Origin of the sequence: Desertimonas flava, assembly GCF_003426815.1 — a bacterium.
GTDB lineage: Bacteria > Actinomycetota > Acidimicrobiia > Acidimicrobiales > Ilumatobacteraceae > Desertimonas > Desertimonas flava.
The window spans coordinates 83,763-102,721 of record NZ_QKYK01000005.1 but is presented as its reverse complement, the minus strand read 5'-3'; the positions used below and the strand labels follow the sequence as shown (position 1 = coordinate 102,721).

At 69.3% G+C, this 18,959-nt stretch carries 17 protein-coding genes; 13 read left to right on the top strand and 4 right to left on the bottom strand.

Annotated elements, in window-relative coordinates; all coding sequences use genetic code 11:
• Positions 1-11: 11 nt before the first annotated feature.
• The 3 genes from DN771_RS29395 (at position 12) to DN771_RS08395 (ending at position 2,901) form a co-directional block, all read left to right on the top strand.
• Entirely contained in the window at positions 12-347 is a 336-nt protein-coding gene (locus DN771_RS29395; RefSeq protein ID WP_162941711.1) for a hypothetical protein, read from the top strand.
• A 75-nt stretch (positions 348-422) separates the two neighbouring features.
• A complete protein-coding gene (locus DN771_RS08400; protein WP_116996915.1) occupies positions 423-1,601 on the top strand; it encodes an amidohydrolase family protein in 1,179 nt (392 codons plus the stop codon).
• A gap of 40 nt (positions 1,602-1,641) precedes the next feature.
• Positions 1,642-2,901: an acyl-CoA dehydrogenase family protein gene (locus DN771_RS08395; protein ID WP_116996914.1), complete on the top strand. Its 1,260-nt coding sequence runs from the start codon at positions 1,642-1,644 to the stop codon at positions 2,899-2,901.
• Positions 2,902-2,944: 43 nt separating this feature from the next.
• Here DN771_RS08395 and DN771_RS08390 read toward each other — a convergent pair whose 3' ends face one another.
• The 3 genes from DN771_RS08390 to DN771_RS08380 are packed head-to-tail and all read right to left on the bottom strand — an operon-like array spanning position 2,945 to position 5,371.
• Entirely contained in the window at positions 2,945-3,730 is a 786-nt protein-coding gene (locus DN771_RS08390) for a FadR/GntR family transcriptional regulator (RefSeq protein ID WP_116996913.1), read from the bottom strand.
• Positions 3,731-3,782: 52 nt separating this feature from the next.
• Complete coding sequence (locus tag DN771_RS08385) at positions 3,783-4,187, bottom strand: Zn-ribbon domain-containing OB-fold protein (RefSeq protein ID WP_116996912.1); 405 nt, start codon at positions 4,185-4,187, stop codon at positions 3,783-3,785.
• A complete protein-coding gene (locus DN771_RS08380) occupies positions 4,184-5,371 on the bottom strand; it encodes a thiolase C-terminal domain-containing protein (RefSeq protein WP_116996911.1) in 1,188 nt (395 codons plus the stop codon). Before DN771_RS08380 ends, DN771_RS08385 begins: the two co-directional genes overlap by 4 nt.
• 198 nt (positions 5,372-5,569) lie before the next feature.
• Here DN771_RS08380 and DN771_RS08375 point away from each other — a divergent pair, with 198 nt between their 5' ends.
• The 6 genes from DN771_RS08375 (at position 5,570) to DN771_RS08350 (ending at position 12,698) form a co-directional block, all read left to right on the top strand.
• Positions 5,570-6,709, top strand: a complete 1,140-nt coding sequence (locus DN771_RS08375; RefSeq protein WP_162941710.1) for an ABC transporter substrate-binding protein — start codon at positions 5,570-5,572, stop codon at positions 6,707-6,709.
• 204 nt (positions 6,710-6,913) lie between these two features.
• Positions 6,914-8,131 (top strand): CaiB/BaiF CoA transferase family protein, encoded by a 1,218-nt coding sequence (locus DN771_RS08370; protein ID WP_116996909.1) that lies wholly within the window; start codon positions 6,914-6,916, stop codon positions 8,129-8,131.
• A gap of 9 nt (positions 8,132-8,140) precedes the next feature.
• Positions 8,141-9,865: a class I adenylate-forming enzyme family protein gene (locus tag DN771_RS08365; protein ID WP_116996908.1), complete on the top strand. Its 1,725-nt coding sequence runs from the start codon at positions 8,141-8,143 to the stop codon at positions 9,863-9,865.
• A gap of 144 nt (positions 9,866-10,009) precedes the next feature.
• A complete protein-coding gene (locus DN771_RS08360; RefSeq protein ID WP_116997039.1) occupies positions 10,010-10,474 on the top strand; it encodes a Zn-ribbon domain-containing OB-fold protein in 465 nt (154 codons plus the stop codon).
• Entirely contained in the window at positions 10,471-11,616 is a 1,146-nt protein-coding gene (locus tag DN771_RS08355) for a thiolase family protein (protein WP_116996907.1), read from the top strand. The genes DN771_RS08360 and DN771_RS08355 overlap by 4 nt, the downstream gene beginning before the upstream one ends.
• Positions 11,617-11,621: 5 nt before the next feature.
• Positions 11,622-12,698, top strand: coding sequence for a phosphotransferase family protein (locus DN771_RS08350; protein WP_116996906.1), 1,077 nt, complete (start codon positions 11,622-11,624; stop codon positions 12,696-12,698).
• Between the two features lie 29 nt (positions 12,699-12,727).
• Here the strand turns inward: DN771_RS08350 and DN771_RS08345 are convergent, their stop codons facing one another.
• The gene (locus tag DN771_RS08345) at positions 12,728-13,753 is read right to left on the bottom strand and encodes an NADP-dependent oxidoreductase (protein ID WP_116996905.1); all 1,026 of its coding nucleotides are present in this window, start codon (positions 13,751-13,753) and stop codon (positions 12,728-12,730) included.
• A gap of 203 nt (positions 13,754-13,956) precedes the next feature.
• Between DN771_RS08345 and DN771_RS08340 the strand changes: the two genes are divergently transcribed.
• Genes DN771_RS08340 through DN771_RS08325 form a run of 4 tightly spaced genes read left to right on the top strand, consistent with a single transcriptional unit; the run spans position 13,957 to position 18,915 of the window.
• Positions 13,957-15,192: a cytochrome P450 gene (locus DN771_RS08340; protein ID WP_162941709.1), complete on the top strand. Its 1,236-nt coding sequence runs from the start codon at positions 13,957-13,959 to the stop codon at positions 15,190-15,192.
• Positions 15,189-16,067, top strand: coding sequence for an FAD binding domain-containing protein (locus tag DN771_RS08335; protein ID WP_116996903.1), 879 nt, complete (start codon positions 15,189-15,191; stop codon positions 16,065-16,067). Before DN771_RS08340 ends, DN771_RS08335 begins: the two co-directional genes overlap by 4 nt.
• A complete protein-coding gene (locus tag DN771_RS08330) occupies positions 16,064-16,594 on the top strand; it encodes a (2Fe-2S)-binding protein (RefSeq protein ID WP_116996902.1) in 531 nt (176 codons plus the stop codon). The genes DN771_RS08335 and DN771_RS08330 overlap by 4 nt, the downstream gene beginning before the upstream one ends.
• Positions 16,591-18,915 carry a xanthine dehydrogenase family protein molybdopterin-binding subunit gene (locus DN771_RS08325; protein ID WP_116996901.1) on the top strand — a complete coding sequence of 775 codons (2,325 nt, stop codon included), beginning with the start codon at positions 16,591-16,593 and terminating at the stop codon, positions 18,913-18,915. The genes DN771_RS08330 and DN771_RS08325 overlap by 4 nt, the downstream gene beginning before the upstream one ends.
• The last annotated feature ends 44 nt before the right edge of the window (positions 18,916-18,959 follow it).

The following is an 18,959-nucleotide window of genomic DNA, read 5'->3' as shown; positions in this document are numbered from 1 at the left end:
AGGAGGGGCCGATGGAGCTTGCCGTTGGGACGCGGCTGCGAAGTGCAGTGTGCGAGACACAGATCATGGTGGTGCGGGCGCCGGCCGGTGTCGACGTGGATCTGCGCTGCGGGGGCGTCGCGATGCTCCCGTTCGATGCCGCGGCCCCGTCTGCCCCGGCCCCGTCTGCCCCGGCCTCGCCGGCCGGCGCCGGACGAACGGGGTCGGGAACGCTGATCGGCAAGCGCTACAGCGATCGAGAGCTCGGGCTCGAGGTGCTGTGCGTCAAGGCGGGCGAGGGGGACCTGTCGGTGGGTGACACGGTCCTCGGCCTGCAGGATGCCAAGTCGCTGCCGTCGTCGGACTGACGAAGGCGCCCGCGGGTTGACATCGAGCGGCATCTCCGAGTAAATCTCATAATGAATTTGTCCGAAGGGGGATCGATGCAACCGTCAGACGTCGACCAGTACAAGGTGATCGACACCGACACCCACGTGATCGAGCCGTACGACCTGTGGACGTCGCGCCTCTCCGTCGAGAGATGGGGCGACAAGGTCCCCCACGTGCGGTGGGACGAGGCGCTCCAGGAGGACGCGTGGTTCTTCGGTGAGAAGCGCGTCGGCGCGGCGGCCGGTGCCGCCCAGGCCGGCTGGAACCAGTTCCCGCCGCAACACCCGCCGCGGCTCGGTGACGTCGACCCGGCGACGTGGAACGCCGAGGAACGCCTCCGCATCATGGACAAGTACGGCATCTGGTCGGCCGTCCTCTATCCCAACGTTGCCGGGTTCGGCGCCGGCAAGATGCTGACGATCGGCGATCACGAGCTGATGCTCGCCTGCGTGCGGGCGTACAACGACTTCCTGGCCGAGTACTGCGCCATCGACCCGCGCCGGTTCGTGCCGATCATGGCCTTGCCGTTCTGGGATCTCGAGGCGACGGAGGCCGAGATCGAGCGCGCCCTCGCCCTCGGGCACAAGGGCGTGATCATGACGGGCGAGCCGGGTTTCTGGAACATGCCCAAGCTCGCTGATCCGCATTGGGATCGGCTGTGGGCGACCTGCCAGGCCAACGGCCTGTCGGTCAACTTCCACATCGGATCGGGCGACATGTCGATCTTCGACCGTGCCTATGACGGCGCCGGGGAGCACGCCAACTACGCCGGCTTCGGCGTCCAGTTCGGGGTGGCCAACGTCAGTGTCGTCGCCAACCTCATCACGGGCGGCGTGTGCCACCGCTTCCCCGATCTGAAGTTCGTGTCGGTCGAGAGTGGGGTCGGTTGGCTGCCGTTCGCGCTCGAGCACCTCGACTGGCAATGGAAGAACTGCGGGGTTCCGCAAGAGCACCCCGAGTACGACCTGCTGCCCAGCGAGTACTTCCTGCGGCAGATGTACGGCTGCTTCTGGTTCGAGGGGCCGACGGTCAAGGCGGCGATCGAGCAGTTCGGCTCGGACTGGATCCTCTACGAGAGCGACTTCCCGCACCCGACGAGCATGGCGCCGGGCCCGGCGAGCTCCGCCGTCGAGCCGCGTGAGTACATCGCCAAGGAGCTCGGCGACATCCCCGAGCCCCATCTCAGGAAGATCCTCCACGACAACGCCGCCGCCCTGTACCACCTCGACTGACCGCAGCCCCCGCCCGCCCCCGACGACAACGATCTGAGTGATGGACGACCCCCGCGACCTCGACCGCTTCCTCGCCGAAGCTCGCGCCTGGCTGGACGAGCACGCCGAGCCCCTTCCGGACTCCTCGACCGATGAGTTGGTGTGGGGGAAGGGCGATTTCAGCGTGTCGGTGTTCCACGCCCTCAGCGAGGACGACGAGCGGGCCCTGATCAACCGCGCCCAGGCGTGGACCCAAGCCAAGTCGGAACGGGGCTATCACGCCATCTCGTGGCCGGCCGAGTTCGGCGGCCTCGATCTCCCGCCCGAGTTCAACCGGGCGTTCGCCGCGCTCGAGCGCCGCTACGTCCGACCCACCGGCCACGAGGCCCACAGCGTGACGACGCGCCTGGTCGCGCCCACGGTCCGCCTGTTCGGCAACGACGATCAACGCCGTGACGTGCTTCCCGACCTGCTCGCGGCGAGGTCGATCTGCTGCCAGCTCTTCTCCGAGCCGGGTGCCGGCTCCGACCTCGCCAGCCTCGGCTGCCGAGCCGATCGCGACGGCGACGAGTGGGTGATCAACGGCCAGAAGGTCTGGAGCTCGGGTGCCCAGTTCGCGCAATGGGGCGAGCTGATCGCCAGGAGCGATCCCGACGTCGTCAAGCATCGGGGCATGACGGCGTTCCTCATCCCGATGAACCTCGACGGCATCGAGATCCGGCCGATCAAGCAGATGAGCGGCGGTTCCTCGTTCAACGAGGTGTTCTTCAACGACGTCCGGGTTCCCGACACGATGCGCCTCGGCCCGGTCGGCGAGGGCTGGAAGGTCGCCCTGACCACCCTCGGCTTCGAGCGCGACCACTCCGACGGCTCGGGCAGCGCCCGGGTCGGTGGCTCCTGGCGCCAGCTGCTGGCGACGGCCCGTGCGTGCGGCGTGACGGGGGATCCGGTGCACCGTCAGCGGCTCGCCACCGCCTACACACACCACCGCGTGGAAGAGCTCGTCAATCGGCGGGCGGCCGCGGTTCGCAGGTCGGGGGGAGTGCCCGGACCGGAGGGTTCGCTCGGCAAACTCCTCTGGACCAACGGCATGGCCCTGTTCTCGGACATCGTGTCCGAGATCCTCGGGCCGTCGCTGGTGGCCGACACCGGCGAGTGGGGAACCTACGCCTGGGGCGAGCACCTGCTCGGTGCGCCGGGCTACCGGATCGCCGGTGGCTCCGACGAGGTCCAGCGCAACATCCTCGGCGAGCGCGTGCTCGGCCTGCCGTCCGAGCCGCGTGTCGACAAGGACGTGTCGTGGCGCGAGGTGCCGCGCTGACGACGCGTCGACCGTGGGGAACCGACCGCGCCATGGGCGCCGGTCAACGCCACTCGATGTAGTCGTCTTGCGGCCCGATCTCGGCCTCGTAGAACGAGACGATCTCGCGGACGTGCCGCTCCATGAGGGTCCTCGCCTTGGAGGCATGCCCGGCCGCGACCGCGGCGGCGATCGCCTCGTGACCGCTCTCGATGATCGTGCCGGCCGCCCGCGGGTCGGCGTGGCTGAGAATGTGGTGCGTGACGATCTGCCCGATCGCCATCAGGGAGAGCTGCATGACCTTGTTCCGCGCCAGCGTGCCCAGCGCCTCGTGGAACGAGGAGTGGTCGTCGACGAACTGCATCAGCGGCTCGTCGACCGCAGGGTGATGACCGCGGAATCGAGCCATGGTTGTTCGTACCAGCTCGCGGTCGGGGTTCCGTGCGGCCAGGTCGGCGATGTACACCTCGGCGGTGACCCACGCCTCGAACAGCTCGCGATAGGTCGCCCCTGCGAGGTGGTAGTAGAGGGTCGAGACCCGACCGAGATGGGCTGGATCGACGGCGCCGACGACCGGACCGCCGCCGGGGCCACGGCGGATGGTGATCAGGCCCTGCACTTCCAAAAGCCGCAGGCCCTCGCGCAGCGACTCGCGGCTGACCCCGTACTCGGCCAGCATCGCCGTTTCGTGGGGGAGGTTGTCCCCCGGTTCGAGCCCGGCGGTGACGATGTGGCGCACGATGTCGCGCGCAACGCTCTCGGACGTCTTGAGCGGCCGCCGCGACGTTCCCGTCGCGATCGCGAGCGAACCCTGTCGTTGCGGCGCGGCCGTGCGTGCTTTCCGTGCCATCCGGGCGACGTTATCCCGGGTGCCCGGGCTCGTTCGGGAAATGCGTCGGTGGTCAGGCGAGGCGCCAGCGAGGTACGACGGTGTCGCCGTCGACAGTGTCGACGCGGTCGAACCACGCCTCGACGGGCTGCCCGATCGACACGTCGGGGGAACCGTCGAGGTGACCGACGAACCGCGCGGCGGGTTCGTCGTCGAGCTGGACGAGGAGAATCGTGTAGGGGACCGGGTAGGCCGGATGCACCTGGTGCTCCACGACCGACCACGAGTAGACGGTCCCGGTCCCGGCCACCGTCTCCCAGCGGCCGTCCCAGCTGCCGCACCGCTTGCAGTACGCGCGCGGCAGGTGGAGCAGCGCATCGCAACCGTTGCAGCGCCGCACGGCCAGCTCGCCTCGCCGGGCGGCCTCGAAGAACCCTCCGGTGTCGAGGTCGCCGTCGACCGGGACCAGCCCTGTCACCGGTCGCTCCGGAGGATCAGGGCGCTCCCGGGCGGCAGCGGGGTCGAGGTGACGAGGCAGGTCTCGGCGCCGTCCACCTGCGACGTCGACGAGCCGCGGATCTGCCGAACCCCCTCCACGACGTGATTCATCCCGTGGATGTATCCCTCGGACATGTGACCTCCACCGGTGTTGATGGGGATGGACCCACCGAGATCGATGTCGCCGCCGGCGACGAACGGACCGCCCTCCCCCTTCTCGCAGAACCCGTAGTCCTCGAGCTGCATCAGGACCGTGATCGAGAAGCAGTCGTAGAACTGTCCGACGTCGATGTCGCCGGGGCCGAGTCCGGCGCGCCGGAACAGCAGCTCGCCGACGTTCTTCGCCGGCAGTTCGGTGATGGAGTCCCTCATCAGCACGGGGAACTGGATCCCGGGTTGGGGATCGGGAATCCCGGCCTGAGCGACCGCACGGATCACGGCAGGTGGCTGGCGGAGATCGCGGGCCCGTTCGATGCTCGTGACGACGACTGCGCACGCGCCGTCGGTTTCGAGGCAGAAGTCGTACAGGCGCAGCGGGCTGGCGATCACACGCGAGGCGAGGTAGTCGTCGAGCGTGAGCGTGCGGTCGTGCATCTGGGCGCGGGGATTGGCATTCGCTCGCTTGCGGCAGGTGAGGGCGACGTGGGCGAGCTGTTCGGAGGTCGTGCCGAACTCGGCGAAGTGGCGTTGCGCCATCAGGGCGAAGATCTGGCCGGGCGTGAGCAGCCCCGACGGGGCGAAGAACTCGTCGTAGGTGCCGGCTCCGCCCACCCGTGCCTCGGTCTGGGACGAACGGCCGTAGCGCCGGCCTGAGCGCCCGTTGAGCTCGCGGAACACCAGCACCGTCGTCGCCTGTCCGGACAGGATCGCCGCCACCGCCTGGCCGACCATTGCGCACGGTGCCACGCCGCCGGGCCCGACCTGTGACCAGAACGTGAGGTTGTCGATTCCGAGGCAGTCGGCGAGGTCGTTGTGCAGCACGGTGTCGGCGTCGCACCGGACGATCCCGTCGACGTCGGCAGCCGTGAGACCGGCGTCATCGAGCGCGGCGAGGGCCGCCTGCGCAGCGAGGGACAGATCGCTCCGTCCCGAATCCCGGCTGAAGTCGGTCGCGCCGATGCCCACGATGGCGCATCGGTCGCGGTGGTCGTACACGTCGGTCACAGGTGGTACCCCCGTCTGGCGTGGAGCCCGATCGGCCCCCCGGCGACACCCGGACGATACGACTCGGGTCCTCCCCGAGTCAATATTTCATCATGATCATTTCTGGCCATCGATTTGACCAGATTCCTCCTGATGATTATCCTTCAATCGAGTTCAGACCGGCGCGCTGACGCGCGCCGCACTTTCCAAGGGGGGACGATGAGGATTCGGGGTCACGGAAGAATGCTGCTGTCGGCGGCGGTCGCGGTGGGCCTGGCGGTCGCCGCGGCGGGGTCGGTCGCGGCGGGTTCGGAGGCCGACGAGGCCGACGAGGGCGACGACACCACGCCGGCCGGGACTGTTGTCGGCGGCACCGACGAATCCTCGGCGCCCGCCGTCGACGAAGCCTGCATCGCCGACGGGCTCGAGGCTCTGGTCGCTGCGGCGCAGGAGGAGGGTGAGCTCACCGTCTACTCGAGCCAGGGTCTCGACAATCTCAACCGGTTGGCCGAGCTCTTCGAGGCCGAGTACGACGACATCGACGTCGAGATCGTCCGCGACGTCGACGCGACGGCGATCGCTCGCGTCGAGGCCGAACAGGAGACCGGTCGGCACGCCGCCGACCTCATGGTGTCCGCAGCGCCGGCGTGGGTGGCCGAGAAGGGCGCCGAGGGGTGGTTCGCCGAGCCGACGGGTCCGCAGTTCACCTGTGAGTCGGACTACGACACCGAGGCCTACGTCCACGACGACGGCGTGTTCGAGGTCAGCTCGGTCGTCTTCACGTTCGCGTGGAACACCGACCACTACCCCGACGGGCTCACCGACTACCCCGACCTGCTCGATCCGGAACTCGCCGGAGGCAGGATCGGCGTCGTGGACCCGTCCATCTCGCCGGTTCTGGCCGACTACTACGCGTGGCTCGACGAGACCTACGGTGACACGTTCGTCGCCGACTTGGCCGAGCAGGAGCCGCGGATCTACACGAGTGGCGGTGCGATGCAGGAAGCGCTGATCGCCGGAGAGATCATCGCCGGCTCGTACATCGCTCCGGTGCCGTCGTTCGTGGAGGCGATCGACGACGGGGCGCCGGTCGACTTCGCCATTCCCGATGCGCTCTGGGGTGCGAAGTTCTTCGGCACGATCATCGCCGACGCCCCCAACCCGAACGCGGCGCAGCTGTTCGCCAACTTCATGGTGACGATGGCGGGGCAGGAGCCGATCCACTCCGGCGGGGCCGTCATCGCCGATGTTCCTGGTGCGCTCGCCACCAATGAGCAGGTGCGGGACGTGGACCTCGAGGGGCAGCAGCCCGAGGCGCTGAGTGCTTTCATCGAGGAGTGGGACGCGCTGTTCCGTTGAGCCGCCGAGGGGGCGGTCGCACCGCCGCCTCCTCCGCGCCTCGTCGGTTCGGCCGACCGCGATGACCGGCCGCCACCCTCAGGGTTGCGGAGCATGACGGCCGACGGGCGACCGCGCACGTTGACACCGGCGGCGTCGCCCTGCAATGTTCATCATGATCTTTAGGGAGTCGACACCCGGTCGGGTGGGAGGAAGGTACGACCAATGACGAAGCCGCTCGAGGGGATCCGGGTGATCGAACTGGCCACCTACGTCTTCGTCCCGGCAGCTGCCGCGATCCTCGGCGACTGGGGGGCGGACGTCATCAAGGTCGAACATCCGTCGTACGGTGACCCGGGCCGCAACACCGCGGCCTGGGGAGTCCCCAACAAGGTGGAAGGTGTTGCCCACCTGTGGGAGGCGGTCAACCGGGGGAAGCGCGCGGTGGGGATCGACATCTCCGACGACGAGGGGCGAGAGGTGCTGATGCGCCTCATCGACGGCGCTGACGTGTTCATGACGAACCTGCTGCCGCCGGCGCGCCGGAAGCTGGGCATCGAGCCCGCCGACGTCCTGAAGCGCAATCCCCGCATCGTGTACGGGCGGGGGAGCGCCAACGGACCGCGCGGGGCGGATGCCGACAAGGGCGGCTTCGACGGCATCACGTACTGGGGGCGGTCGGGCGCGGCCCTCGGGGTCACACCGGCCGATCGTGAGTTCCCACTCTCGATGCCCGGTCCGGGATTCGGTGATCTGCAGACCGGGACGGCGTTGGCGGGGGCGATCGGAACTGCACTCTTCCATCGGGAACGTACCGGCCGCGGTGAGGTGGTCGACGTGTCGCTGCTGTCGGCGGGGCTCTGGGCGATGGGCATGACGGTGTCAGGGACCAGCGTGCTCGGAGTCGATCAGCTCCCGCCCCAACGGCACGACACCACGCCGAACCCGCTCACCAACGTGTACCGGACCAAGGACGACCACTACATCGCCCTGGGGTTCTTGCAGGCCGACCGGTACTGGCCCGACTTCTGCATCGTGGTCGACAAGCTCGAGTGGTTGTCCGATGTCCGCTTCATCGACGCCGAGGCACGCAAGGTCAACTCAGCGGCCTGCATCGAGTTGCTCGACGCGCTCTTCTCCGAGCACACCCTCGACGAGTGGCGCGACCTGTTGTCGCGGCAGTCCGGCCAGTGGGACGTGTTGCTCGGTGCCGGCGAGACGCATCGTGACGAGCAGATCGTCGCCAACCGGTTCGTCCAGCGCATCGAGCACGAGGGCAACGGCATGATCAATCTCGTGCCGGCGCCGGCCCAGTTCGGCGAGGAGGTCGCCACGCTCGGGACGGCACCGGGTCTCGGTGAGCACACCGACGAAGTGTTGGCCGAGTTGGGCTACGACGCGGCGACCGTCGAACGGTTGCGCGCCGGCAACGCGGTGGGCTGATCACCCTCCATGGAACGCCCGCACGAACCGGCAGCCGCGGCCGGCTCCTCGCCGTTCGACGGTGAGTACGGTGCCCTGCACGCCGAGTTGACGGCCACGGGCGGTCCCTTCGAGATGATGACCGTCGCCGTCGGGGGACGGGACGTCCGGACGTGGAAACACGCCCCGACGAACTTGCGTGATCTGCTCGAGGCCAGCCGTCGGCACGGCGAGCGGGAATACCTCGTCGACAGCCAGCGGCGGATCTCCTTCGCCGATCACCTCGACCTCGTTGCTGCCTTCGCGCTCGAGATGCGCGACACGTTCGGCGTCGGCGACGGAGATCGTGTCGCCGTCGCCATGCGCAACCGAAGCGAGTGGGTGGTCGCCTTCTGGGCGATTGCTGCACTCGGTGCGGTCGCCGTACCGCTCAACAGCTGGTGGTCGGGACCGGAGTTGGCGTTCGGCGTCCACGACTCAGGCGCAGCCCTGGTCGTGTGCGACACCGAGCGCGCGGCGCGGCTCCGTGCCGCCGCTTGCGACGTGCAACTCGTCGTCGTCGACGACAGCGCCGGGGAGGTCCCGGACGGGACACGGCGTTTCCGGGACTGGCCGGTCCGGCCCGGCGTCGAGCTGCCACCGGCGACGGTGCACCCCGACTCCGACGCGACCATCCTCTACACGTCCGGGACGACAGGTCGCCCGAAGGGCGCGATCGCCACACACCGGAACATCTGCAGCAGTGTGACGAGTCTGGCGTTCACGTCGGCACGGGACAGTCGCCGGGCTGGGCGGCAGGTCGCCGGCGCGATCGGCCCGGCCCGCCTCCTGGTGGGGGTTCCGCTGTTCCACGTCACCGGTCTCTACGGCCTGATCGTCGGCAGCCTGGCCGCTGGGTCGGCGCTCGTGCTCATGCCCAAGTGGGACGCCGGCGCCGCGCTCGAGTTGATCGAGCGCGAGCGGATCACCGCGTTCAGCGGCGTCCCGGCGATGACCAGGCAGCTCGTCGACCATCCCGACGTCGCCACACGCGAGCTCTCCAGTCTGGTGTCGCTGACCTACGGGGGTGCAGCAGCCGCACCCGAACTGGCCCGGCGGGTGCGCCGAGCCCTCCCGCAACGAACGCTGCGCAACGGCTGGGGGCTCACCGAGACGTGCACCGTCGTCACGATGATCTCCGGCGCCGATTACGCGAACCGGCCGGACAGCGTCGGGGTGCCGATCCCGGTGTGCGACGTGGCGACCGTCGACGACGAGGGTCACCAGCTTCCGCCCGGCTCGACCGGTGAGCTCGTCGTCAGGGGGCCGAACGTGGTGCGTGGCTATTGGAACCTGCCGGAGGCCACCGCGAGCGCGTTCGCCGACGGATGGTTCCGCACAGGTGACATCGGCCGGGTCGATGCCGGGGGGTTCGTGACCATTCTCGACCGGGCCAAGGACCTGATCATCCGCGGCGGTGAGAACGTGTCGTCCGCCGAGGTCGAGGCGGCGATGTTCGAGCATCCTGCAGTCGACGAGGTGGCGGCCATACCGGTTCCCCACGACGTGCTCGGCGAGGAGGTGGGTGTCGTCGTCCGCCTCCGGGACGGAGCCGATGTCGACGTCGACGGCCTGCGAGCCCACGCCGCGTCGCAGCTGGCCGCGTTCAAGGTGCCGGTCCACGTCTGGATCGTCGACGAGCCGTTGCCGAGGAGTCCCCAGGGCAAGGTGCTCAAGCGTGAGCTGCGGGCGATCCTGGGAGGAAGCGCACGATGACGATTCGAGGTCACTCGGTGGCCGTATTTATAATGATGATTTGTCCGTCGGTGGAGGCCCCCACGGGGGTACCGGCCACCTGCCACGGGGGGCACGCAGCGTCAGGATGTCGAGCGGGCCTGTGGCCCTGAACGGAGGGCGATGATGACAGTGACAATCGATGGGACCGGCAGTCGCTTCGTCGACGAGGCGCTCTTCGTCGCCGATCCGGCCGGCGGGTGGGCGCTGCGGGGGTCGCGGTGTGACTCCTGCGGGACCGTTTCGTTCCCCGCACAGCAGTCGTGCCCCAAGTGCACCGGCAGTGCGGTCAGCGAGATCGCCTTGCCCACTCGGGGCACCCTCTGGGCCTACACGATCCAGGGGTTCCCGCCGAAGACCCCGTATCTCAACGCCGATGAACGACCGTTCCGGCCCTACGCCGTCGGGTACGTGAACCTCGGCGACGAGATCCTCGTCGAGTCGCGGCTCATCGCCGATGATGTCGACTCCCTCGAGGTCGGCGACGCCCTGCAGCTGGTCTTGGAGCCGATCCGCACTGGCGACGACGGTGCGGTCTACACGTTCGCGTTCGCGCCCAGCACGGGCCCCGAGACGGAGGTGACGTCATGACCGAGGTAGCGATCGTCGGCGTGGGGATCCATCCCTTCGGCCGTCACGACGGCGTGTCGGGGCGGGAGCAGGGCGCACACGCGGCCCGCCAGGCCCTTGCCCACGCCGGCATCGGCTGGGGGGGCGTGCAGTTCGCCTTCGGGGGGAGCGCCGCAGCCGGCAACGCCGACGCCCTGGTGGCCGACCTCGGCCTGACCGGGATCGAGTTCGTCAACGTCATCAACGGCTGCGCCACGGGCGGCAGCAGCCTGGCGATGGCCGATCGCGCCATCCGATCTGGTGACTACGACGTGGGGATCGCCATCGGATTCGACAAGCACCCGCCGGGAGCATTCAACGCCGACCCTGCGTCCTACGGGCTCGGCGAGTGGTACGGCGAGACCGGCCTGATGCTGACCACGCAGTTCTTCGGCATCAAGGCCCAGCGCTACCTGCACGACCACGACATCGACCCGGCCGTCCTGTCGGCGATCGCGGCCAAGGCGTACCGCAACGGGGCGCTCAACCCGAACGCGTGGCGGCGCCGCCCGATGAGCGTCGAGGAGATCGAGTCGTCGGACATGCTGAGCAAGCCGCTGACGAAGTACATGTTCTGCTCGCCCGCCGAAGGCGCCGTCGCCCTCGTGCTGTGCCGGGCCGAGCTGGCGTCACGCTTCACCGATCGGCCCGTGTACCTGAAGTCGTGCGTGATGCGCTCGCGCGCCTACGGCACGTTCGAGGTGTTCTCTCCCTCGCTGTCGCCCGACCGGACCGATGGGCCCACGGTGCAAGCGGCCAGGGAGGCGTTCGAGCAGGCCGGCGTCGAGCCATCCGACGTCGATGTCGCCCAGGTGCAGGACACCGAGGCAGGCGCTGAGCTGATGCACATGGCCGAGACGGGCCTCTGCGAGCATGGCGAGCAGGTCGACCTCATCATGTCGGGGGCGACGGAGATCAACGGCCGGCTGCCGATCAACACCGACGGAGGTTGCATCGCCAACGGCGAACCGATCGGAGCATCAGGGCTGCGGCAGGTGCACGAAATCGTGGTGCAGTTGCGGGGCGAGGCCGGCGATCGGCAGGTGCCCAACGATCCACAGGTAGGGTTCACGCACGTCTACGGTGCCCCCGGCATCAGCGCCTGCACCGTGCTGGCCCGGTAGTCCCGATGGAGACCTGGCAGAACCACGTACCGCCCGAGGTCGCCCCGGTCCGGCCGGGGGAGGAGCTCGATTGGGACCGTCTCGACGCCTACGTGCGGTCGCACCTCGAGGTCGACGGCGACCTCGACGTGATGCAGTTCCCGAACGGCTCGGCCAACCTGACCTACCTCCTCCGGTACGGCGAGCAGAGCTTCGTCCTCCGCCGGCCCCCGTTCGGGGTGATCGCACCGGGAGCCCATGACATGAAGCGGGAGTTCCGCGTCCTGTCGCGCCTCTGGCAAGAGTACGACCGGGCACCACGTGCGTTCTTGTTCTGCGACGATCACGGTGTCGTCGGCAGTGACTTCGTCGTGTCGGAGTACCGACGCGGTGAGGTGATCTGGGCGGTGCTCCCGCCCAGCTTCGCCGCCATCGACGATGCGGCGTATCGCATCGGCCTGGCGACGGTGGACGCCTTGGCGGACCTCCACAACGTCGACCCGGCCCGGTGTGATCTGGCCGACCTCGGGCGACCGGACGGGTACATGGCGCGCCAACTCGCCGGCTGGCGCAAGCGGTGGGATCTCGTGGCCACCGAGGACTTCGACGCGATCATGTCGCCGGCAGCCGACGAGCTCGAGCGGCGGGCGCCGACGTCGCCGCCCCCGGCGATCCTCCACAACGACTTCAAGATCGACAACTGCCAGTTCGTGCCGGGTCGGCCCGACCGCGTCAGTTCGGTGTTCGACTGGGACATGGCCACGCTGGGCGACCCCCTGGCCGATCTCGGCACGCTCCTCAACTACTGGCCTGACCCGTCCGACACCCCTGACGACCGTGCCCTTCACGTTCCCGGTCTCGAGTCGATGGGACTACCGGACCGCAGTGCGGTGGTGGCGCGCTACGCCGACCGGGTGCACTTCGATGTCGGTGACGTGGCGTGGTACGAGGCGTTCGCGTGCTGGCGGACATGTGTGATCCTGCAGCAGCTCCACCAGCGCTACGTCCGCGGCGAGAGCACCGACGAACGGATGGCGTCACGCGGTGACAACATCCCGATGCTGGCGCGCCGGGCCGCGCGCCTCCTCGCAGCCCGCTCCTGAGACCGGAGTTCCGACGCCGGGCGCGAGCGTCAGCCGGGATCGGCGACGTGGAGGAGCTGCTTGCCCAGGTTCTTGCCCTCGAACAGCCGGCGGATTCCCTCCGGCGCGTGCTCCAGGCCGTCCAACACGTCGTACTCCACCCGGATGCTCCCGTCCGCCACCCAGTCGAGCAGCCGCTGGCGGGCCTCGGTGTAGCGATCGCTGTGGTCCGAGACCAAGAAGCCCTCCATGCGCGAGCGGCGCGTGGTGAGCAGCTGGTAGTAGTGGATGCCGACCTCGGGCCGCTCGGGCCGGTAGCCCGTCGAGATCGAACCGCACAGTGCGATGCGGGCACCGACCGCGATGTTGAACAGCGCAGCGTCCAGAAGCGAGCCGCCGACGTTGTCGAACACGACGTTCAATCCCTCCGGCGCCGCGGAGCGGATCGCCCTGCGCACCTCGGGGTCGTGGTGGTCGAGGCAGTCGTCGAGCCCGGCGACCTCGCGCACCCAGTCCCGCTTCTCCGGACTCCCGGCCGTGCCGATCACCCGTCCCGCGCCGAGTGCTCTGGCGATCTGGGCGGCGACCGATCCGGTCGCCCCGGCGGCGGCCGTCACGAGCACCACGTCGCCGGCCTCGGGGCGGCCGACCTCGGTCATTCCGAAGTACGCGGTCAGACCGGTCAGCCCGGCCACACTCAGCATCAGCCGCGGATCGGAGATGCCGTCGGGCACGCGCTCGATGCCGGTGTCGCCGCCGTCGAGCAGGGCGTAGTCCTGCCAGCCGAGGTCGCCGTGGACGAGAGAACCGACGGCGTGGTCGGGATGCCGTGAGTCGACGACCTGGCCGATACCCCACGCGCGCATCACCTCACCGATGCCCACGGGCGGTGTGTACGAACGGATGTCGTTCAACCAGCCGCGCATTGCCGGTTCGAAACCGAGCCACAGGGTGCGGACCAGGATCTGACCGTCGCCAGGTTGGGGCACTGCGGTGCGCGCCATCTCGAAGCACTCGTCGGTCACCACCCCGAGCGGACGCTCACGAAGCAGCAGCTGTCGGTTCTCGTCGGACATTGAATAACCCCTTTCGGCAGATTCATCATAATGATTCCGGGACAGGAAGGAGAAGTCCGGCGCGGCGTCGATGATCGACCGGAGTATTCTTGATGAGGATTCTTGACACTGCTCCCGAGAGCGTGATTCGATCGGTGGACAGACCGAACCGAAGGTCCCGGCGTCGCTGTCCGCGCTCGGCGCTGTCGTATGAGGGGGTTCACGTGGACGCATCGACCGGCGCAGCCGACGTCACCGAGACCGACGAGAACCAGGAGAGTCCCGCGTCGCTGTTCGTCGATCTCAACGAGACGGCACCAGCGCTGACCCACTGGCGGACCATCGACGAGCTGCGCGAGCAGCATCGCTACTTCTTCAACACCGAGGCGCAGGGGTACTGGGTCCTCACGCGCTACGACGACATCCGCGAGGCCTTCCAGTCGCCTGAGCTGTTCTCGAACCACTCCATCGTCGCGACGAACCCCGACCCCGCCTACCGGTTCTTGCCCTCGTTCTCGGACCCGCCGATCCACATGGACTACCGGCGACCCATGAACCCGTGGTTCTCACCGGCCTCGGTGCAGCGTCTCGAACCGCGCCTTCGCGAGCTGGCCGCGGCCGAGGTGGCCCGCGTGGCCGACGACGGATCGTGCGACTACATGGCGGCCTTCGGCGATCGGTTTCCGGTCGCCGGCTTCCTCGCCTCGATGGGCCTACCGATGGACGACGCCGAGTTCTTCGTCTCGATCGCCCACCGGATGTCGGGCAACGCCGGCGGGGGTGACGAAGCCGCAGCCGCGATGACCGCGGCCTGGGGGGAGTTGGCCGCGTACTGGGAGGACATGCTGGCCGATCGTCGCCGCCGGCCGCTCGATCCGTCCCTGGACTTCGTGACGATGATGAGCACGGCGCCGCTCGGTGACGCTCCCATGCCGGATGCGGACATCATCGACATCCTGGTCACGCTCACGCTCGGCAGTCTCGACACGCTGAAGAGCCAGCTGGGCTGGCAGATGTGGCACCTCGCCACAACGCCTGCCGACCGCTCCCGACTGGTCGGCGAGCCGGCGCTGATCCCCAGTGCCGTCGAGGAGTTCCTCCGGGTCTTCCCGATCGTCTCGATGGCGCGCAAGGTGACACGGGATGTGAACTTCAAGGGCTGCCCGATGCACAAGGACGACATGGTCCTGCTGAGCATCCAGTCGGCCACTCGCGACCCCAGGGTCTTCCCCGACGCCGATCAGGTGCGGATCGACCGCAGCCCGAACCGGCACATCGCCTTCGGCGCGAGCGAGCACCGCTGCCTGGGCTCGCACCTCGCCCGTGTCGAGTTGCGCCTGGCGCTCGAGGAATGGCTCAAGGTGATCCCGGAGTTCGAGGTGGACCAGGACGAGCCGTTGCTCGCCCGCGGCGGACAGGTGTCGCTGATCTCGCTGCCGCTGGTCTGGCGGCGGTCGTGAAGCCACCCCCGTTCCGGTACCACGCGCCGCGACGACTCGACGAGCTGTTGCAGACGATCGCCGCCGTGGGTGACGGGGGCAAGATCCTTGCCGGTGGTCAGAGCCTGGTCCCGATGCTCAACCTGCGGCTGGCCCGTTTCGACGATCTCGTCGACCTCGGCCGGGTGGACGAGCTGTGCGGTGTGCAACGCCACCCCGACCGGCTCACGGTGGGTGCCGGGACACGTGATGCGGCGATCGAAACCGACCCCCGCGTCGCGGACGCGGTGCCGCTGCTGACGCTCGTGACGCCGTACATCGGTCACTTCCAGATCCGCAACCGCGGCACCGTCGGCGGTTCGATCGCCCACGCCGACCCGTCGGCCGAGTACCCGGCCGTCGCCCGGGTACTCGACGCCACGATGACGGTGGCGTCGGCCTCCGGGCGGCGGACGATCGCCGCCGCCGACTTCTTCACCGGGTTCTGGTCCACCAGCATGGAGGCCGACGAGGTGCTCGTGTCCGTCGACTTCCCGGTGTGGTCGGGCCGCTCCGGGTTCGGCGTCGCCGAGTTCGCCCGGCGCCACGGCGACTTCGCCATCGCCGGCGCCGTCGCTGCCGTCGAACTGGATGCCGACGCCGCGATCGTGCGCTGCGCACTCGGCCTCTTCGGCGTCAGCGACATCCCCGTCCGGCTCGATGCCGTCGAGCGGACGCTGATCGGCAGGTCGGCCGCGAGCGTCGACGCGACCGCCCTCGGCGACGATGCGCTGGCGTCCGTCGAGGACGTCACCGACGACTCCCAGGTCCCCGCGTCCTATCGCGCCCGGGTTGCCGCCGCGATGATGGCCGACGCCTGGACCATGGCACTGCGCAACGCCGAGGAGGAACGATGAGATCATCCGCCGACACCGCGGTCCGCGTGACCATGACCGTCAACGGGTCGCAACGGGGCATCGACGTGGATCCTCGCACGCTGCTCGCCGATGCCCTGCGCGAGGAGCTCGGACTCACGGGAACCCACCTGGGCTGCGAGCACGGCGTGTGCGGGGCGTGCACGGTGCTCGTCGACGGCGAGGCGGTACGCGCCTGCCTGATGTTCGCCGTCCAGGCCGAGGGCGCGGCCGTGACGACGATCGAGGGCGTCGCGCCGGCTCCGGGCGAGCTCTCGGACGTCCAGCAGGCGATGCACGAGTGCCACGGTCTCCAGTGCGGCTTCTGCACGCCGGGCTTCGTGGTCTCGATCCACGCCCTGCTCGAGCGCCATCCCGACCCCGACGACGCCCAGATCCGTGACGGTCTGTCGGGCAACCTGTGCCGGTGCACCGGGTACCAGGGCATCGTCCGGGCCGTCCAACTCGTCGCCAGCCGCCGGAACGCGAGAGCGGCGGGCGGCGGCGCACCGAGCGGGGTGACGGCATGAGCAGCGGCCCGGCCGGGAACCGCTTCGTCGGCCAGCGCGTCCAGCGTCGCGAGGACGCGCGGTTGCTGACCGGACACGGCACGTACGTCGACGACGTGTCCGTCGCCGGCATGTTGCACGTCGCGTTCGTCCGCAGCGACGTGGCGGCCGGCACGATCGTGCGGCTCGACACCGACGCAGCCCGCGAGCTGCCCGGCGTCGTCGGTGTCTTCAGCGGCGCCGACATCAACCATCTCGTCGCCGAGTCCTGGGTGGACTTCGAAGGTGGCGACCAGGGCCGCCCGTTCCGGATGATGGCCGAGGGCGACGTGCGCTTCGCCGGTGAGCCGCTCGTCATGGTGGTGGCCGAGAGCCGGTACGTCGCCGAGGACGCCTGCGAACTCGTCGAGGTCGAGATCGATCCGATCGACGCCGTCGTCGGTGTCGACGCCGCACTCGCGGCAGGGGCGCGCCCCGTCCATCCGGACCGGGCCGACAACGTGGCGGGCCAGATCCCGGCGGCTCCTGACCCCGAGCTCGACCGCATCTTCGAGGACGCGGAGCGGGTGGTCACCGAGACGTTCCACCAGCACCGCTACCTCTGCGTCCCGATGGAGTGCCGGGGCATCGTCTCGCAGTACGACGCGTTCCGCAACGAACTCGTGGTCCACACCTCCACCCAGGGAGCGCACGGCGTCCGTGGCTTCCTGTCGCGGGCGCTGCAGCTTCCCGAGAACCGCGTCCGCGTCGTCATGGGTGACGTCGGCGGCGGCTTCGGTCAGAAGATGTTCATGCTTCCCGACGAGCTGGCGGTCGTGATCGCCGGGAAGCTTCTCGGCCGGCCGGTCAAGTGGATCGAGGACCGGCGCGAGAACCTGCTGGCGGGCCAGCACGCCCGCAACGACTCGATGACCGTGAGCGTGGCGCTCGACGCCGACGCTCGCATCCTCGGAGTGAGAGCCGACCTGGTGGAGGACGTCGGCGCCTTCCCCGCCGCCGGCTCGAGCGCCATCGGGTTCGTCGGGCTGCTCTTCGCCGGGCCGTACCGGATCCCCAAGGTCGCTTTCAGCGCGACGGCCGCCTACTCCAACACCTGCGGGCGTTGCTCGTACCGGGGACCGTGGATGATGGAGACCGTCATCCGTGAGCAGATGATGGACCACGTCGCCCGCGAGCTCGGCATCGACCCGCTCGAGCTGCGCCGCCGCAACGTCGTGCGCGACATCGACCTGCCGTACACGACGGCGGCCGGGCTGGTGTACGACCGGGTGTCGATCGCCGCCTCCCTCGAGCAGGCGGTGAGCATGATCGGCTACGACGAGATCCGGGCCGAGCAGGCCAGGGCGCGTGCCGAGGGCCGCTGCGTCGGCGTCGGACTCGGGCTCTACGTCGAGCCGTCGGGTCTCGCCGTCGGCAACATGGCGAGCGAGGGCGCCGTCGTCAGCATCGGCGTCAACGGTCAGGTCCAGGCACTGATGAGCAGTGGCAACCACGGCCAGAGCCTGGAGACGACGATCGCCCAGGTCGTCGCCGACCGGCTCGGCGTCTCGGTCGACGACGTCACCGTCGTCCAGGGCGACACGGCGTCGGCGCCGTTCGGCCCGGGCACCGGCGGCAGCCGGAGCGCGGTGATCCTGAGCGGCGCGGCCGACCTGGCGGCCGACCGGGTGCGTGCCAAGGTCGTCGAGATCGCCGCTCACCACCTCGAAGCCGCTGCCGACGACCTCGTGGTCGACGCCGGAGCGGTCTCGGTGGCGGGCACGCCGACGAGGTCAGTCTCCATCGCCGAGGTCGCCCGGATGGCCTACCTCAACCCGGCCGCCCTGCCGGCCGGCCTCGAGATGGGACTGGAGGAGAAGGCGCGCTACAGCCCCGACGCCCCGTTCACGTTCTCCAACTCGTGCCACGCCTGCCTCGCCGAGGTCGATCCGCGGACCGGCGAGGTCCGGCTGCTGCGATACGTGGTGAGCGAGGACTGCGGCGTGATGATCAATCCCGACATCGTCGAGGGCCAGATCGCCGGCGGCGTCGTCCAGGGGATCGGCGGCGTGCTGTACGAGCACATGGTCTACGACGACGACGGCAACCCGCTGAGCACGACGTTCGTCGACTACCTGCTGCCCACCGCCGCCGAGGTTCCGGTGATCGAGTACGGGCACATCGAGACACCGGCCGCCACCAACCCGGGCGGCTACAAGGGGATGGGCGAGGGTGGGGCGATCGGCGCCCCGCCGGCGGTCATCAATGCCGTCGCCGACGCGGTCGCCCATCTCGGTGCCCGCCTGACGCGCCAGCCGCTCACCCCGATGGCCATCCATCTCGCGATGGCCGACTCGCGGTAGCGACGCGACACGGCCGGTCCGGTGAACCGCGGAGCGGCTCGCCG

Excerpts from the sequence above, each read along its gene's own strand:
- DN771_RS08350 (WP_116996906.1), top strand. The coding sequence starts at position 11,622 with ATGGAGACCTGGCAGAACCACGTACCGCCCGAGGTCGCCCCGGTCCGG.
- DN771_RS08375 (WP_162941710.1), top strand. The coding sequence starts at position 5,570 with ATGAGGATTCGGGGTCACGGAAGAATGCTGCTGTCGGCGGCGGTCGCG.
- DN771_RS08360 (WP_116997039.1), top strand. The coding sequence starts at position 10,010 with ATGACAGTGACAATCGATGGGACCGGCAGTCGCTTCGTCGACGAGGCG.
- DN771_RS08325 (WP_116996901.1), top strand. The coding sequence starts at position 16,591 with ATGAGCAGCGGCCCGGCCGGGAACCGCTTCGTCGGCCAGCGCGTCCAG.
- DN771_RS08355 (WP_116996907.1), top strand. The coding sequence starts at position 10,471 with ATGACCGAGGTAGCGATCGTCGGCGTGGGGATCCATCCCTTCGGCCGT.
- DN771_RS08370 (WP_116996909.1), top strand. The coding sequence starts at position 6,914 with ATGACGAAGCCGCTCGAGGGGATCCGGGTGATCGAACTGGCCACCTAC.
- DN771_RS08345 (WP_116996905.1), bottom strand. The coding sequence starts at position 13,753 with ATGTCCGACGAGAACCGACAGCTGCTGCTTCGTGAGCGTCCGCTCGGG.
- DN771_RS08400 (WP_116996915.1), top strand. The coding sequence starts at position 423 with ATGCAACCGTCAGACGTCGACCAGTACAAGGTGATCGACACCGACACC.
- DN771_RS08365 (WP_116996908.1), top strand. The coding sequence starts at position 8,141 with ATGGAACGCCCGCACGAACCGGCAGCCGCGGCCGGCTCCTCGCCGTTC.
- DN771_RS29395 (WP_162941711.1), top strand. The coding sequence starts at position 12 with ATGGAGCTTGCCGTTGGGACGCGGCTGCGAAGTGCAGTGTGCGAGACA.
- DN771_RS08330 (WP_116996902.1), top strand. The coding sequence starts at position 16,064 with ATGAGATCATCCGCCGACACCGCGGTCCGCGTGACCATGACCGTCAAC.
- DN771_RS08390 (WP_116996913.1), bottom strand. The coding sequence starts at position 3,730 with ATGGCACGGAAAGCACGCACGGCCGCGCCGCAACGACAGGGTTCGCTC.
- DN771_RS08395 (WP_116996914.1), top strand. The coding sequence starts at position 1,642 with ATGGACGACCCCCGCGACCTCGACCGCTTCCTCGCCGAAGCTCGCGCC.